This is a genomic window from Nostoc sp. LEGE 12454 (assembly GCF_056620565.1).
Genome location: NZ_JBWQXL010000022.1, coordinates 1 through 14,734, shown reverse-complemented (window position 1 = coordinate 14,734; position 14,734 = coordinate 1). Strand labels below are relative to the sequence as shown.

The 14,734-nt window shown below is 41.2% G+C and carries 11 protein-coding genes, 1 tRNA gene, 1 rRNA gene and 1 pseudogene; 6 read left to right on the top strand and 8 right to left on the bottom strand.

Annotated elements, in window-relative coordinates:
• Positions 1–858: 858 nt before the first annotated feature.
• From cysK to AC1F2U_RS21375, 4 genes are all read left to right on the top strand, one after another.
• Complete coding sequence (gene cysK, locus AC1F2U_RS21390) at positions 859–1,818, top strand: cysteine synthase A (protein WP_480262910.1); 960 nt, start codon at positions 859–861, stop codon at positions 1,816–1,818.
• Between the two features lie 583 nt (positions 1,819–2,401).
• Positions 2,402–3,097 carry a LabA-like NYN domain-containing protein gene (locus AC1F2U_RS21385; protein ID WP_480262909.1) on the top strand — a complete coding sequence of 232 codons (696 nt, stop codon included), beginning with the start codon at positions 2,402–2,404 and terminating at the stop codon, positions 3,095–3,097.
• 99 nt (positions 3,098–3,196) lie between these two features.
• Entirely contained in the window at positions 3,197–3,907 is a 711-nt protein-coding gene (locus tag AC1F2U_RS21380; RefSeq protein WP_480262908.1) for a response regulator transcription factor, read from the top strand.
• Positions 3,908–3,912: 5 nt separating this feature from the next.
• Positions 3,913–5,001, top strand: a complete 1,089-nt coding sequence (locus AC1F2U_RS21375) for a sensor histidine kinase (protein WP_480262907.1) — start codon at positions 3,913–3,915, stop codon at positions 4,999–5,001.
• 329 nt (positions 5,002–5,330) lie between these two features.
• Here the strand turns inward: AC1F2U_RS21375 and AC1F2U_RS21370 are convergent, their stop codons facing one another.
• Positions 5,331–6,212: a succinate--CoA ligase subunit alpha gene (locus AC1F2U_RS21370; RefSeq protein WP_480262906.1), complete on the bottom strand. Its 882-nt coding sequence runs from the start codon at positions 6,210–6,212 to the stop codon at positions 5,331–5,333.
• 297 nt (positions 6,213–6,509) lie between these two features.
• On the bottom strand, positions 6,510–7,736 hold the full coding sequence (locus AC1F2U_RS21365) for an ATP-grasp domain-containing protein (protein WP_480262905.1): 1,227 nt from the start codon (positions 7,734–7,736) through the stop codon (positions 6,510–6,512).
• Between the two features lie 650 nt (positions 7,737–8,386).
• Here AC1F2U_RS21365 and AC1F2U_RS21360 point away from each other — a divergent pair.
• A complete protein-coding gene (locus AC1F2U_RS21360) occupies positions 8,387–10,135 on the top strand; it encodes a hypothetical protein (RefSeq protein ID WP_480262904.1) in 1,749 nt (582 codons plus the stop codon).
• A 262-nt stretch (positions 10,136–10,397) separates the two neighbouring features.
• Here AC1F2U_RS21360 and AC1F2U_RS21355 read toward each other — a convergent pair.
• From AC1F2U_RS21355 to rsmA, 6 genes and pseudogenes are all read right to left on the bottom strand, one after another.
• Positions 10,398–10,469: transfer RNA gene (locus tag AC1F2U_RS21355), tRNA-Gly, on the bottom strand.
• A gap of 171 nt (positions 10,470–10,640) precedes the next feature.
• Positions 10,641–11,252, bottom strand: coding sequence for a sporulation/spore germination protein (locus AC1F2U_RS21350; protein ID WP_480262903.1), 612 nt, complete (start codon positions 11,250–11,252; stop codon positions 10,641–10,643).
• A gap of 225 nt (positions 11,253–11,477) precedes the next feature.
• Positions 11,478–11,574 (bottom strand): annotated as a pseudogene (locus tag AC1F2U_RS21345) (indole-3-glycerol phosphate synthase TrpC); the annotation flags it as partial.
• Positions 11,575–11,629: 55 nt separating this feature from the next.
• The gene (locus tag AC1F2U_RS21340) at positions 11,630–11,959 is read right to left on the bottom strand and encodes a DUF3082 domain-containing protein (protein WP_480262902.1); all 330 of its coding nucleotides are present in this window, start codon (positions 11,957–11,959) and stop codon (positions 11,630–11,632) included.
• 160 nt (positions 11,960–12,119) lie between these two features.
• On the bottom strand, positions 12,120–13,073 hold the full coding sequence (ispE, locus tag AC1F2U_RS21335; protein WP_480262901.1) for a 4-(cytidine 5'-diphospho)-2-C-methyl-D-erythritol kinase: 954 nt from the start codon (positions 13,071–13,073) through the stop codon (positions 12,120–12,122).
• Positions 13,074–13,141: 68 nt separating this feature from the next.
• On the bottom strand, positions 13,142–13,966 hold the full coding sequence (gene rsmA, locus AC1F2U_RS21330; RefSeq protein WP_480262900.1) for a 16S rRNA (adenine(1518)-N(6)/adenine(1519)-N(6))-dimethyltransferase RsmA: 825 nt from the start codon (positions 13,964–13,966) through the stop codon (positions 13,142–13,144).
• 644 nt (positions 13,967–14,610) lie between these two features.
• Here rsmA and AC1F2U_RS21325 point away from each other — a divergent pair.
• Positions 14,611–14,734 (top strand): 16S ribosomal RNA (locus AC1F2U_RS21325); the annotation flags it as partial.

Genomic DNA, 14,734 nt, shown 5'->3' with positions numbered 1-14,734 from the left:
TACTGACTACTGACCAATAAAAAGTTACCACCCTTTTCACAAAACTTAGGATTATTCAGTCAGAAAGAACGCACTTAGATTCGGGAATCTGGTTTCATCTTACTCTCAAAAAGGAGATTAAGAAGTCCCCCCTAGTTCACTAAGCTTTCGCTCAGGAATGTTGGGGGGTAGAGGGGAATCTCTGCGTAAATCCTATACGATTTATATCAGCCGCTCTCCACCAAACAGTTTACCCCAGCCCTGTTAAGATTATTAAATTCATTAGAATAGTACTCAAAGCCTGTAATCCATGCCTGATAAGTCTTATAAAAAATAATTGGGGTATGGGTGCTAGTCTTTTTTGGATGGGGTTCTAGTATTTTCGAGGTGGGGTTCTGGCTTTTTTGCACTCAACCTCAAAGCAATGTAGGCAATGGTTAAAGACTGTTTTAGATGCAATTTGGGACTGACAAAATCTGCACTCAAAAGAAAATATTAATGTCTTTTGATAAACATAGACTAACAAGTTCGGAAAAGCAATTAATTATTTTTAAAATGAATTAAATTTTCATAGGAAATACAAAACAATGAAAAAGTTATTCATATATACAGAATTAAAAAAAATGAATCTTGACTAAAGAGATAATAATCAGCAATCTCAAATGGTAAAATAGAAGGATGGTGAGTTAGCCCTCTGTTGAAGTCGCAATCAATGGGGACATCTAATAAAAGTTCTTTCTAAACTTTAATGTTTTGTGGTTTAGTTAGAATATATAGTATATGGATTTATTAGCATTAAACGGCAAAATAAATACATCAAAGCTTATTGTTATAAGTAAATACTCTGTACTTAAGATTTAGGATTTTAGGGGTTAAATAATGCGGATTGCTCAAGACATAACAGAACTAATTGGACGAACTCCTTTAGTTCAACTGAACAAGATTCCTCAAGCTGAGGGAGTAGTTGCAAGAATAGTTGTTAAATTAGAAGGTATGAATCCAGCGGCTTCGGTGAAAGACCGCATTGGGTTAAGTATGGTACTCTCGGCAGAAGCCGCCGGCTCAATTTTCCCTGGAAAGACCATTTTAGTCGAGCCTACTTCCGGTAATACAGGAATTGCTCTAGCAATGGTAGCAGCAGCGCGTGGCTACCGTTTGATTTTGACGATGCCTGAGACTATGAGCCAAGAACGACGCGCTATGCTTAGAGCTTATGGTGCTTCTTTGGAGTTGACACCAGGAACTGAGGGTATGCGGGGAGCAATTCGCAAAGCCGAAGAAATTGTGGCTAATACTCCCAATGCTTTTATGCTGCAACAGTTCCGCAACCCTGCAAATCCCAAAGTTCACCAGGAAACCACCGCTGAAGAAATTTGGACAGATACAGACGGGGAAGTAGATATCGTCATTGCTGGGGTAGGTACTGGTGGGACGATTACTGGGATTGCAGAAGTACTTAAGCAGCGCAAACCGACTTTTAAAGCGATCGCAGTTGAACCCAGCAATAGCCCAGTCCTCTCAGGCGGTGAAGCCGGGCCACATAAAATTCAAGGTATTGGCGCCGGATTTATCCCCGATGTTCTCCGCCTAGAATTGGTAGATGAAGTAATTCGAGTCAGCGATGAACAAGCGATCGCATTCGGGCGACGTTTGGCAAAAGAAGAAGGCTTATTGTCTGGGATATCCTCTGGTGCAGCTTTGTGTGCCGCAATTCAAGTCGGTAAACGTCCAGAAAATGCCGGGCGTTTAATCGTGATGATTCAGCCTTCCTTTGGCGAACGTTATCTCAGCACACCCATGTTTCAAGATTTGTCTTTAGAAACCGCTGGCGTGCGTTAAGCAAATAGGAGGACAAGAGAGCAACGAATCATCTCTGTCCTTCTTATTTGGTTCTTGTATAAATTAAGACAAGTTGATTTTGAGGTGCGATCGCATCGCAATATTACATTATTAGTGTTTCTAACTCCTTGACACACCCACGGCTGCGTAAATATTGCTACGCTCATTCCCCCTAAAAAAGCCGTGGGATTCTTGTGCGGAATTTGCTTATATCGGGTTGCCCCTATTACAGGTCTTACAGTTCATGCCTACCCAATTATAGATATAGTGCTTCTGAGTTGAGTGCAATACAGACCTCACAAAAACAGCCCTTATCCTGACAAAAAGATTTATTTTATCGAAACTCTTGCTGTCTCGGTGGGTAAAGATTAACATATCTGTGGGCAGAGGCAATATCTCGTTAAATCAACCATAACAATAGTGAAAACCTTGCGCTGTCTATTTTGAATCTTGTTTAGCACCAGTTAACCTTATCTGCATATAGTGACTTAAGACCATTACCTGCTAGGTTATAAATCAAGCACAGATTATACTATAGAAAATTTAGTCAAAAATCTTTACAGCTTTAAAATCAGAGGTATCAATGATTATAACTAATTTTAGTAAACAAAGCAATGAATTTAAGGAACCTAAAGTACTCAAAGCGAAACCACATTGGCAAGGGCAAAATTTGAACGATACTGCTGTCAAAGGTAAAGATACCAAGATGCGAGATCCTGCACCTGATAGTTCGATTTTGAATAACTTAAATCGCGGTCGAGTTGCTATTTTTATTGATGGCTTAAGCCTGTTCCATACGGCCTTACAACTCGGCATAGAAATTGACTACGTTAAATTGCTTTGTCATTTAACCAGCGGTTCCAGACTATTGCGTGCTTTTTTCTATACTGGGGTTGATATCAGTAATGAAAAGCAACAGGGTTTTCTCTTGTGGATGCGTCGCAATGGCTATCGCGTAGTGGCAAAAGAACTCGTTGTACCAACAGAGAATTTCAAAAAATCAAATCTGAACGTAGAAATTGCTGTAGATATGCTAACTTTAGCTCCTTATTACGATACAGCGGTTTTAGTCAGTGGCGATGGAGATTTAGCTTATGCTGTGAACGCTGTCAGCAGAATGGGCGTTCGGGTGGAAGTAGTCAGTTTGCAAACAACCACTAGTGAAAGTTTGATTGACGTTGCTGACTGCTTCATTGACCTCGATAGTATTAAAACACACATTCAAAAAGATTCTAGTCTTGGCTATAGTTATCGCACAGCGTCAAATTCAAACCTCTAATTAAAAAGAGGCGGGAAGTGGGAGACACAGGGACGCATAAAAAATATCTCTGTGTCTCTGTGTTTCCGCTCTGCCCATTTTGCTCGACTCTATATTCAGATGGATATTTTAATAGTTGAAGATGAACCAGAAATTGCTCGTTTAATCGAACTTTCTTTAGAAAAAGAAGGATTTTTTTGTCGCACTAGCCGCGATGGGATGAATGCTTTGCGGATGTTTCAAGAGCAACCACCTGATTTAATCATTCTAGATTTAATGATTCCTGGTTTGGATGGGTTGGAAGTTTGTGCCCGAATTCGCCAGAAACCAGGTGCGAAAGATCCTTACATTTTAATGCTCACGGCTAAGGGTGAGGAAATCGATCGCGTCATTGGTCTATCTACTGGTGCTGATGATTATATGGTCAAACCCTTTAGCCCCAGAGAGTTGGTAGCTAGAGTGCGGGCACTATTACGGCGTAGCCTCCGCCAAGGGGGACAACATCAAATCAATCGTACCCAACACTTTATTGTTGATGTAGACCAGCGCACTGCCAGTCGCCAGATAAATTCTCAAGAAGTTGAAATTTTGGACTTAACTACCCTAGAATTTAACTTGCTAACCACCTTTGTCAGTAATCCTGGTCGAGTTTGGAACCGCACTCAACTAATTGACAAACTTTGGGGAGATAATTTTTTTGGCGATGAACGAGTTGTAGATACTCATGTAGCTCGGTTGCGAAAAAAGATTGAACCCGATCCGGCAAATCCGACTTTTATTAAAACTGTTGTTGGGGTTGGCTATAAATTTGAAGATCCTTTGGTAGCGTAAATGTTATGAAGATGGGGCTGAGAGGGCGCCTATTTTTCTCCCACTTAGTAGTAATGATCGTGGGGGTAGCTAGTCTGGTAAGCATCAGCAAAATCTCTTCCCCCCGCTTGTTTGTCTTACATTTGGAAGGATTAGAAAATCAGGGGTTCGACTTAATCGATGTCCGTGCTGAATTGGTTACAGGATTTGAACTTGCTTGGCAGCGCAGCACTATTTGGTCAGTCTTAGTCGGTAGTACCGCCGCCGGAGGATTGAGTTACTGGGTGTCCAGACGGATTATGCAGCGATTGACCGAGATGGAACAAATCACCCAAAAATTTGCTGCTGGTCAAATGGATGCACGACTACCTGTATCTGACATTCCAGAACTTAGTGGATTGAGCAGTAGTTTCAACCGAATGGCAGCTAGTTTAGAAGGGGTAGAAGCGCGGCGGCGAGAAGTAATTGGAGATATGACCCATGAACTCCGCACACCATTAACTGTGGTGCGCGGTTACTTGGAAGAACTGGCTGATGGGGAAATTGAAGCGTCTCCTGAAATCTATCGACGTTTAGCGAAAGAAACTCGACGCTTAGAGCGATTGGTGAACGATTTGCAAGAACTATCTAAGGCAGAAGCTGGTTATCTACCAATTAATATCCAACGGGTAAATTTGCGTCCGTTGTTAGAGTCATTAGTGGAGAAATTTACCGACCAACTATTAGAAGATGGGCCAGTTATGCTCTTGCAATGTCCATCTGTGCTACCTCCTGTATTGGCAGATATTGACCGTACAGAACAGGTACTAGTTAATTTGCTAGGCAATGCAGTACGTTACACTAATGAAGGTTCAATTACCATTACTGTTGGGATTGACGCATCTCAACTCTGGATTGCGGTTAGTGATACAGGCATTGGTATCGCTCCAGAAAATTTGCCTCATGTGTTTGAGCGCTTCTGGCGAGCTGACCAATCGCGCGATCGCCATTCGGGAGGTACTGGTATTGGTTTAACTATTTCCCGCCGTTTGATTGAATTACAAGGCGGTCAAATTCAGGTTGAAAGCGAATTGGGAGTTGGTAGTACGTTTCGCTTTTTTCTGCCTTTAGCTTGAGACAAAACCTTGAGTTCCCAGAGATTGACACAAGGTAGTCATGGCTGTGTCATACCCAATTGCTAATTTGAAAGTATCCAAAATTCTAGCTTGTTGATGAATGCCAGGATTTTAGAAATGCATAGAGTGTAACATTATGTCTACTTTTATTTTGGCTGCTTTTTTGGTTAGTTTACTCAGTGCTTCGGGTTATGCTGCGATCGCTTACCTGTTCCCTCAAAATCGTTCCCAAGACTGACCAATTAAAATAATTCGTAATTCGTAATTCGTAATTCGTAGTTAAAAATTGAATTACGAACTTGTACTGAGCGTAGCCGAAGTATTAGTAATTAGTTAATTTCCTTTCGTAATAATTCTGGAATTTGAGAAGGGCGTTCTGCTACTGTAACTTCCGCTTCTTTTAAAGCAGCTAATTTACTTTGGGCTGTGCCAAAGTTAGGATCGCGTCCGATAACTGTTGCTAAAGTCCCGGTTTGACGCCAACTTTTTCCTGGTGGTGCTTGTCTACCTGCGATGTAGGCAATTACTGGTTTATCAATTGCCTCAGCAATGTACCGCGCTGCTGCTTCTTCACTACCACCACCAGGTTGACCGACTAAAACGATCGCTTGTGTGGTTTCATCTTCATCGAGAATTTGCAGCCATTGCAAAAATGAGGAACCGACGATCGCATCACTACCAATACTGACACTAATCGACTGCCCTAAACCTGCTTTTGTTAATTCATAGGCGATTTCGTAGGTGAGGGTGCTGCTACGACTAACGATCCCCACTGTTCCAGGAGTATAAAATTCGCTAGGTTGAGTTCCTAAGAGAATTTTTCCCGGTACAATGATCCCCGGACTATTTGGCCCGATTACCAAAGTTTCACAGGCTTCGGCTTTGCGGAGTAATTGCACCATATCCAAAGGCGGCACGCCAGCAGTAATAATAATGATCTGGCGAATATTAGATGCGATCGCTTCTAATGCCGCATCTAACACGTCGTAAGGATCTACACAAATAATTGTTGTGTCAATTGCCCCAAATTGTTCTATTACTTCCTCTACTAAATCAAATACTGGCAGTCCATGCAATTCTTGTCCGCCGCATCCAGGATTGACACCAGCTACTAAATTTGTGCCATAAGCTTTCATTTGATCGACATGAGTGCTTGATATAAATTCACAAAAGCCTTGAATTAAGACTTTACTTTCTGGCGTTAGGTTCATAAAAAATTACCGTAAGTTTGACAACCCAGCGCCTTAAACCACTGAGCATAAAAACGACGCATTTACAGTGTCGTATTGATTCAATTTTTACTGAAATTCCAAAAATTAGTCTGGAAGCTGAGTGTTCCAAAAGTTAGAAAACACGCCTCTAGCTAAGAATATCCAGTTTGAATACACTATATAATTTAGTTCCAGAAAGCAAAGCTATACTTGATTTGAGCATCAAATTCAACAATTTATACCCGATGGTAAAAACTAATAATTTTTGATTTTTGAATTGGAACAAAATGACATTCACTATCTTCTATTAGCCGTTGGTTTAGCAAGGAGAACTGCTGCTGCCACAGCCTCATCTAAATTTTCTACCACGACAAGCGCATCGGTGTGGGTTTTTAGTGTCGTCAAATATTTTCTCGCAGTATTAAATTCGGAACCCGCAAGACGGACAACTAAAGATGGAAAATTAAGCTGTCGCCGAACTTTACTACCATTAGAACGTACAACCTGTGATTGAAGTTCGCTGTTGTCTTGCTGTACAACTCTAGCTATAACTTCAGCTACTTCCTCAGTTTGCGGAATGCTACCCAGAAAGTTAATTAGTATTACTTGAATGCTTTTATCGGCCTCCAGCATTTTCAAACCTGTTTCTAGGCGATCGCGGAAGGTAGTTGGTGTAGTATCTGTAAGGAAAGCATGACGTAGATTCAAACAAACACCTGGATTGCCACCAGCATTCGCAACTAAATCTAAAGTTGCCATCACTGAACCAGTACCATTACCTAAAATACCGATTTTTCCATGCATTTGCACACCATCCCAGTCACCCAAAATACCGTTAATTTCAGTAGTGGTATGACGACTGATAATTTTTGCTGCCATCTCGGCTAGATCGGGATGACGCTTGATCGCCCGTTCGTTGACCCTGACTTTACCATTAAGAGCCATAACTTGACTAGTAGTACTGACTGCCAAGGGATTAATTTCGACTAAATCCAGGTCTTTTTGGACAAATAAGTGGTACATCTTCTCCACAACGCTGCTTACCGACTGCATCAGCGTTCCTTGCAAACCCATTTTCAAAGCCAATCGTCGGGCATAAAATGGCGAAAATTCCTGTTCCACAACAACGTAGTGCATTCTTTCCCCAGCGGATTCCCAATCGATGTCTGCTTCTTTGCAACCTAAAAGTACCGGTCGGCAAGCAGCAGTATCTAAAACTACTGCTAGATAAAATTCTTGGTTGGCGTCGTATTTAGATTCTGCCAGTACAACTTCCGGCAATTCGCCCCATATTGGTAAACTAAAGATATTTTGAGCTGCTGCGATCGCATCGATAGTCGTTTGGGCAAACCTGACTCCACCAGCTTTTGCCCGTTCCGCTCCGTGAACTTGAGATTTCAGTACAATTGGAAAGCGAATTTTTAACCGTTTTAAATCTGTAGGATGGTCAATTCGTTGGGAAGGCAATACCGGAATGCCTATCTTCGCAAACCATTCTTTAACTTGGTACTCTAATAAATCCATTGATACACCTTATATTGACACTTTCCAAGATTTTGGTTATTCCTGTCTTGATATTTTGCAGCACCTTTATTGCAGAATTAACCTTTTTGCAGCTATAAAAACTTATTTTTCACGGATCAATTTTATCGAATTCAGCAAATGAAGCATATTAATTTTGCATAGTCAACTTGTTTGTGCCATAGCCACAACACATAATTAATCTCCTCAGCAAGTTTCCCAGCATAGAAGATAACTAGCTTTTTTGTCAAAACCCTCTGACATAGCATTGTTTTCTTAACCTTTAGATAATTTGGTAAAAATTGCTCTGCAACTAGAATTTCGCAAAGCAGTAGCTTTTGTGAATTTAATTATCGCAAAGTAATGCAGTGAAAATACCCAAACCTTCTATTATTCCCATTTTTTATTTGTAATTTATATCTGAAGACAGATTATTTAATTTTGCATCTAGCGCTGTAAAAATGTATCGACACGAACAATAATTACTTTTTTAATTTTTGGTGAAAAATCAGAATTTGTGTTAGAAAGTTGGTCGTTCAGACTCTCAGGCTGTGGTTGATTAAACTGTGCATTTGCATTCAACAAACCTAAAAAGTTCATTTCATCCCCTTAAAGATAATCAAAACAATATAGAAGTTCAGCGGGAAAGCTCTATGAAAGTAGCAGTCCAGCAAGAAGATTTACAGCTTTTAGCCAAAACTTTGCAAGAACAATTACTTGTAGAAGTCTCAACCGCTGAAGTCTTCGAGGTTAAGTGCGTCGTCAATAAAGGCGAGCTAATGATTTTAACGCAACACGCGTCAGATGTAATCGTTGATGCTCAACTAATTTTTGCAGTCATTGAGGAGGTACTTCAGTCTTTAGCACCCCACAAAGAGCAGCGGGTGCAATGTTTCCTCAGAGTTTTTGGCGAACAACTCCCTTATACTAAATGTTTCTTGGCGTTGAAGCCGACGGGTGGATGGGTCGCAGAGGGAGATGAAGAAGTACAAGGAGATGAGGAAGTAATATCCCCCTCATCATCTCTGACATATTCTCCATTAATCAATGAGAGCGAAGAAGAAGAACTGTTTGACCCGTTTGCAGATGTGCCGAATTTATCGGCTTCAAAGCCAGGATTCCAAGTCAAACCTATCCTCCTGGGTGCAGTGTTGCTGGGAATTATAGTTTTAGGCGGTGGTGCTTACTTATTGACTCGCCCTTGCGTGATGTCTGAGTGTAAAGAAATACAAAACGCCGAGCAATTAAAAACAAAATCTCCGCAACTGATGCGCCGCGCCAAGTCTGAAAAAGAGTTAGTTGCTGTACAACAGCAACTTGCAGCAGCCAGCACAGACTTGAATGTAATTCCTAGTTGGTCGCCTCGTTACCAGCTGTCACAGGAACTAAAAGCAAGTTTGTCTGGGCGAGCAGAAAAAATCAATCAGGTGGTCAAAGCTTTGCAAACGGCATCTTTGGCGACACAAAAAGTTCAAAATCCTGCATCTAGCTTAGAGGAATTACAAACTAGGCAACACTTATGGCGACAGGTTATAGCGCCACTAGAAAGTATAAGTTCCAGTAGTGAACTCTATGGGCTAGTACAGGGTAAATTGCTGAATTATCGTGTCCGTTTGCACACTGTAAATCAACAGATATTTATTGAGGAAAAATGGCTGAAAAAACTAACAGCGGCAAAAGGTGTAGCCGTTGCAGCCGAGAAGCAGGAGGCTACTGCTAAATCCTTGAAAGACTGGCAAAAGGCGCAGTCTACTTGGCTGGTGGTAATTAATGCCTTGAATACGATTCCCCGAAATAGCGTTGGATACCAAGAAGCCCAAAAGCTGTTGGTAGATTATAAACCTAAGTTAGTATTAGTACGCGATCGCGCTACAAAAGAACAATTAGCTGTTAAAACTTACCAACAGGCCCTTACCACTGCCAAGCAAGCCAAAGTTTATGAACAACAAAAACAATGGCAAGCAGCGGCGATATATTGGGAGCAGGCTTTGCAAACTGCTAAAAAAGTTCCCCAAGATAGTTTGTACTACACTCAGGCTCAGTCTCTCATCGAACCCTATTCATCTGCGTTCAAACAAGCACAAGAAAAAGTACAAGTTGTTAGTAGTTTGCAACAAACCCGCACTGACTTAGATAAAACCTGTACTAATGGAATTCGGATTTGCACCTTTAGTATGGACAATGCAGAAATTATTGTCCGACTAACCCCTGAATATGACCAAATAAGGCAAAATAACTTGGCTAATCCTTATTCTCAGAATTCGGATACTGCTGTTGACGTTACCAATCACTTGCAAATCTTACGCGAAGCCCTAGCCGTAATTGGTGAAAATGCCAATCTATCCCTTTTTCTTTATGATTCCCAAGGTCAGGTAATTTATACGCGGACTTTAGGCGGGTAAGTAGAATCCCTAGTGAAATATAAGGATGAATTGTACATTAACTAATTATTGGTCAATTTAACAAAATACTGCCACAGCATTTCAAATACCTAAAACCCTGACATAGTAAGTATTATGTCAGGATTTTTTTATTTAAGGAAAAGAGCGATCGCACTACTGGCTAAAAGTTACAGATTTTAGAAAATGATTTCATAATAAACCAAAGCGGCTGCTCAACAATTGGGTGATATTCCCATTGATAGTGAAAACTTACAGATTTTAGAGCGGGCGATGGGACTCGAACCCACGACGTTCACCATGGGAAGGTGACATTCTACCACTGAATTACACCCGCAAATTGCTAACATAAATTTATGCTTAAAATTAAGCATATCACTATTTACAGCTGTTTTCAATTGGCTAGAAAATACACTATTTTGACAACTACTGATGCATGAGTCCTGTGGCTGTTCAGATTAGGAAATTTTTTTAGCTAGCTGATGACGGCACTTATTACAATATTTAACTAAAGAACAATGTCCTCGCCTCGCTCCGTAAAGCGAACCTCTTTAATATTCCATTGAGCATTACTCGTTAAGGTTTTGCGGAGACTGCCAAACAGAGCAAACTGTTCACAACTAGAAAGAGAAGTTATTTGCCGCTTTGACTCAGGAGATATTCGTAAATCAACTGTAGCAATGCCATTTTTGATGTTGACACGATACCCAGACAAGCTAAAGTCGCTTGTATCTCGTTTTTCTAAGATTTTACTCACTACATTTGTTACTGGTTCCTCGGCTGGTACTGATACCTTTTCTGGAATTAGTTTTTGACATTGTGTATCGCTTGTGTATAGTGTTACGGTAGTAGTTTTGCTAGTGGCAACTTTAGAAGCTGGTGAGGAAGGCGTATTTTCCTTAGAAGATTCTTGATTAGGAGATTTTTCTCTCAACTGAGCTACGCTAGGAATTTGGCTGGGAGACTGAGAAGGTAGGCTATTCGTCGGTGCTGGTGCTGTGGTAGGGTATGAAGTTGCGCTATCAATATTACCTGCGGTAGGGTTAGAACTACAACTACCGAGGCTCACAACCATTGTCACAAAAATAGGGGGTAAAAAAAATTTCTTGATTGTGTTCATAAATTTTGCTTATAAATGATGTTGTTATCGATTTCAGTGTCACTGGTGTCAATTCCGCATAAATTTGTGAATATTGAGACAGTCTATAAAGTGTCAACCCAAAATCTATTAAAGTCAAATTTTATACTAGTTACCAAAATTACAACATCGTCAGACAACAAGTTGCTTTGCGTCTACCTCAATCCCAAAAAGCTTGACTAAAACAAGTAGGGATGCAGTAATCCAGAGAATTGCTGCAACCAGTAGCACTGTATCTGCGCCTGCTGCTTGTGCTAAATAAATTTGGCAAGAGTAAAATCAACTCCTTGCAGAATAAGGGTAAGTCGTGCTGCTTTAGAAAAACTCCTGCTTTTAGATTACTCATTAAAAGTAAATTACTAGTTTTCACTACTTTTTTGCTTCGTCAATTGCTGCACTAATAATTGCACTCCCAAAGCCAACAAACCAATTGCCACTATAGCAAAAATCCCGCTACCTAAAGCAACTACACCAACAACCAGAGTGCGGACAGCAGAAGAAATTTTCACCACCAATGGATTGATTGAATGGATCGGTTTACTAGCAAAATTTGTCGCGAGCGCAATCATCAGCGAATACGCTGCAAATGCCATCCCTCCAGAAATCACCGCCCCAGTAAAACAGCGTAACGGACTAGCTGTCACCTGTTCTTTAGCATTTGTTTGCGGCGTTAGATTTTGGTCATTCATAATATTTAGATTTTAGATGTTAGATTTTGGATTGGAGTATTAGGAATAATTATTATCATTTAAATTGCATCTTTGCGTTTTTTTTGGGGATTTTAACTATGCAACTTAAAAGCTCATCCATCAGCTTATTGCCCATACTCCATTAACAATAAAGATTTATTTAAACTGAAGATGCCACCTGAATACCATGTGTAATTGTCCGAGTCACAAACAATTCTAAGTCTTCATCAAGAATTGCTTCTCTGACTTGCAGTTTTACTTGTTCTGCCTGCTGTTGAGACTCAACAAGAGCAAAAACTGTTGGTCCAGAACCAGACATCATTGTTCCTAAAACGCCTTCTTGATTAGCAAATACTTCTCGCAACTGCAAGACTTGCGGATAGGCTGGCAATACCACGCGCTCTAAATCATTGTGCAGTTTTTGGGCAATTTCTCCTGGATTTTTATCCAGGATAGCTTTTACAATTCCTCCGGAATGAACTGCATTCGCACGCGCTACCAAGTTGTCGCTATCTCTAATATAAGAATGACCAAACTGCTGTCGATAGGTTTTATATGCCCAAGGGGTGGAAACTTCTAAACTGCGGTATTTTCCCAATACTATATATACATTATCTAAACTCGGCAGGGGAGAAAGTTGCTCACCTCTACCTGTTGCGATCGCAGTTCCACCCGCTACACAGAAAGGTACATCTGAACCGAGTGTACCTCCCAACTCCTCTAATTCTGACTGAGTTAGCCCCAACTTCCACAGTAAATCTATCCCCACCAACACAGCCGCTGCATTTGTCGAACCTCCAGCCAACCCAGCAGCTACAGGAATCTGCTTGTTGACGGTAATCTCCACGCCTCCATATTTAGCAAAGGCTTCGGGAAATTGCCTTACCATTAATTCTGCTGCGCGGTATGCCAGATTACTTTTATCTGTCGGTACTTGTGGGTGGTTGCAATGAACCCTAATAGTATCAGTGCTAATGGGACGCACATCAATTTTGTCTGCAAGTCCGATACTTTGAAGTATCATGGCTAACTCGTGATAACCATCGGGGCGATTACCAATGATTTCCAGATATAAGTTGATTTTGGCAGGGGCAATTAGGCTGTAGGAATGCATTTTATGGGAGTGGGGAATGGGGAGTGGGGAATGGGGAATGGGGAATGGGAAAAAATCTGCCTTGTCCCCTACTCTCTACTCTCCACTCCCAACTCATTTGCTAAAATTACCCATTGCTGAACGCTGAGGTCTTCGGCTCTAGCTTGGGGATTTATTTTTAATTGTTCCAGCAAGTGGCTCAAGCGATCGCGTTCTATAACTGATTGCAAATTATTTCGTAACATTTTGCGCTTGGCACCAAACCCCAATTTTAAGAAATTCTCTAATTGTCGGGGATTAAGCGCTGGTATTTCTATTTCTCGTGGGCGCAATCGCACCACTGCTGAATCGACTTTTGGCGCTGGTTGGAATGCGGCCGCTGGGACTGTGCAGATTAACTCACACTCAGCCAAATACTGTACCCGCACGCTCAATGCCCCAAAAGCTTTTGAGCCTGATTTAGCATATAACCTTTCTGCGACTTCTTTTTGTACCAGCAACACTATCGAGTCAAATGGTTCGGGATTGGGGTTAGCGATCGTACCCAGTAGTTTCTCAATGATTGGGCCTGTTATGTTATAGGGAATATTTGCTACTACCTTATTTGGCTGTTGAAAATTGGGAAAGGCTGCCAGATAAGATGGTAAATCTAGAGTTAGAAAATCGCCTTGCAGCAGTAAAAAATTTTCATTCTTACCAAGCTGCTTTGACAACAGTTGGCATAAATCGCGGTCTATTTCAACTGCAACCAGAGATTGCACCAAGGGTAATAAACGACGAGTCAGAATCCCGGTCCCAGGCCCAATTTCCAAGACGCGATCGCTTTCTGTACACTCAGCTGCTTTAATAATTGCGTCGAGCGCCTTTTCACTTTTGAGCCAATGTTGAGCAAAGACCTTACGCGGTCGGATCATCTGTATTTCTTGCCTAGTCTAGTTTTTAGCTGTTTATCAAAAACTCATTATAAATTTTGAAGCCCCTCTACAGCGCTAGATTCACTGTAACGCCTATCTTCTCTTCCAAACGCTCCGCGAGCGTAGTGATGGCGATCGCGTAGAGGCCGATATAAGCGTCACCTGTAAGATGGGAGTTTTAAATCACAAGCTCCGCAACAATTATGCTCTTAATATTATGTATATGGTTAGTTCAGGCGTAAGAATTCCGGATAAATCCCTCCAGCAAGACTATTCCTGCCTTTTTCGATAATCACTCAACGTGAATGATTCACCCAGTCAGGTTTAGCCACTTTGTTTTTGCCCCCTCCCATTGCTTAAGGCATTCACCTGAAAGTAATGCCACTCAGGCGATTTGCCCTTTTAGGAAAAATAATAAATTTACCCCTTGACAAACTAGGGGATGACTAGTTACTCTAGTTAAGTCGGGAAGCGAAAGACGCAAACGACCGCTGAACCTAAAAAACATAATACTTTGAAAGCTTAAGAAAAAACCAATCCTCGTCAAAAGATTTTGCTTTTGGGATTTCCCAAAAATATAATCAAAATTAGTAACTAGGATTCTGGAAAATATTTTTTTCAGAGCCACAAACTCGAAACACAACAAAACGGAGAGTTTGATCCTGGCTCAGGATGAACGCTGGCGGTATGCTTAACACATGCAAGTCGAACGGTGTCTTCGGACACAGTGGCGGACGGGTGAGTAACGCGTGAGAATCTGGCTTTAGG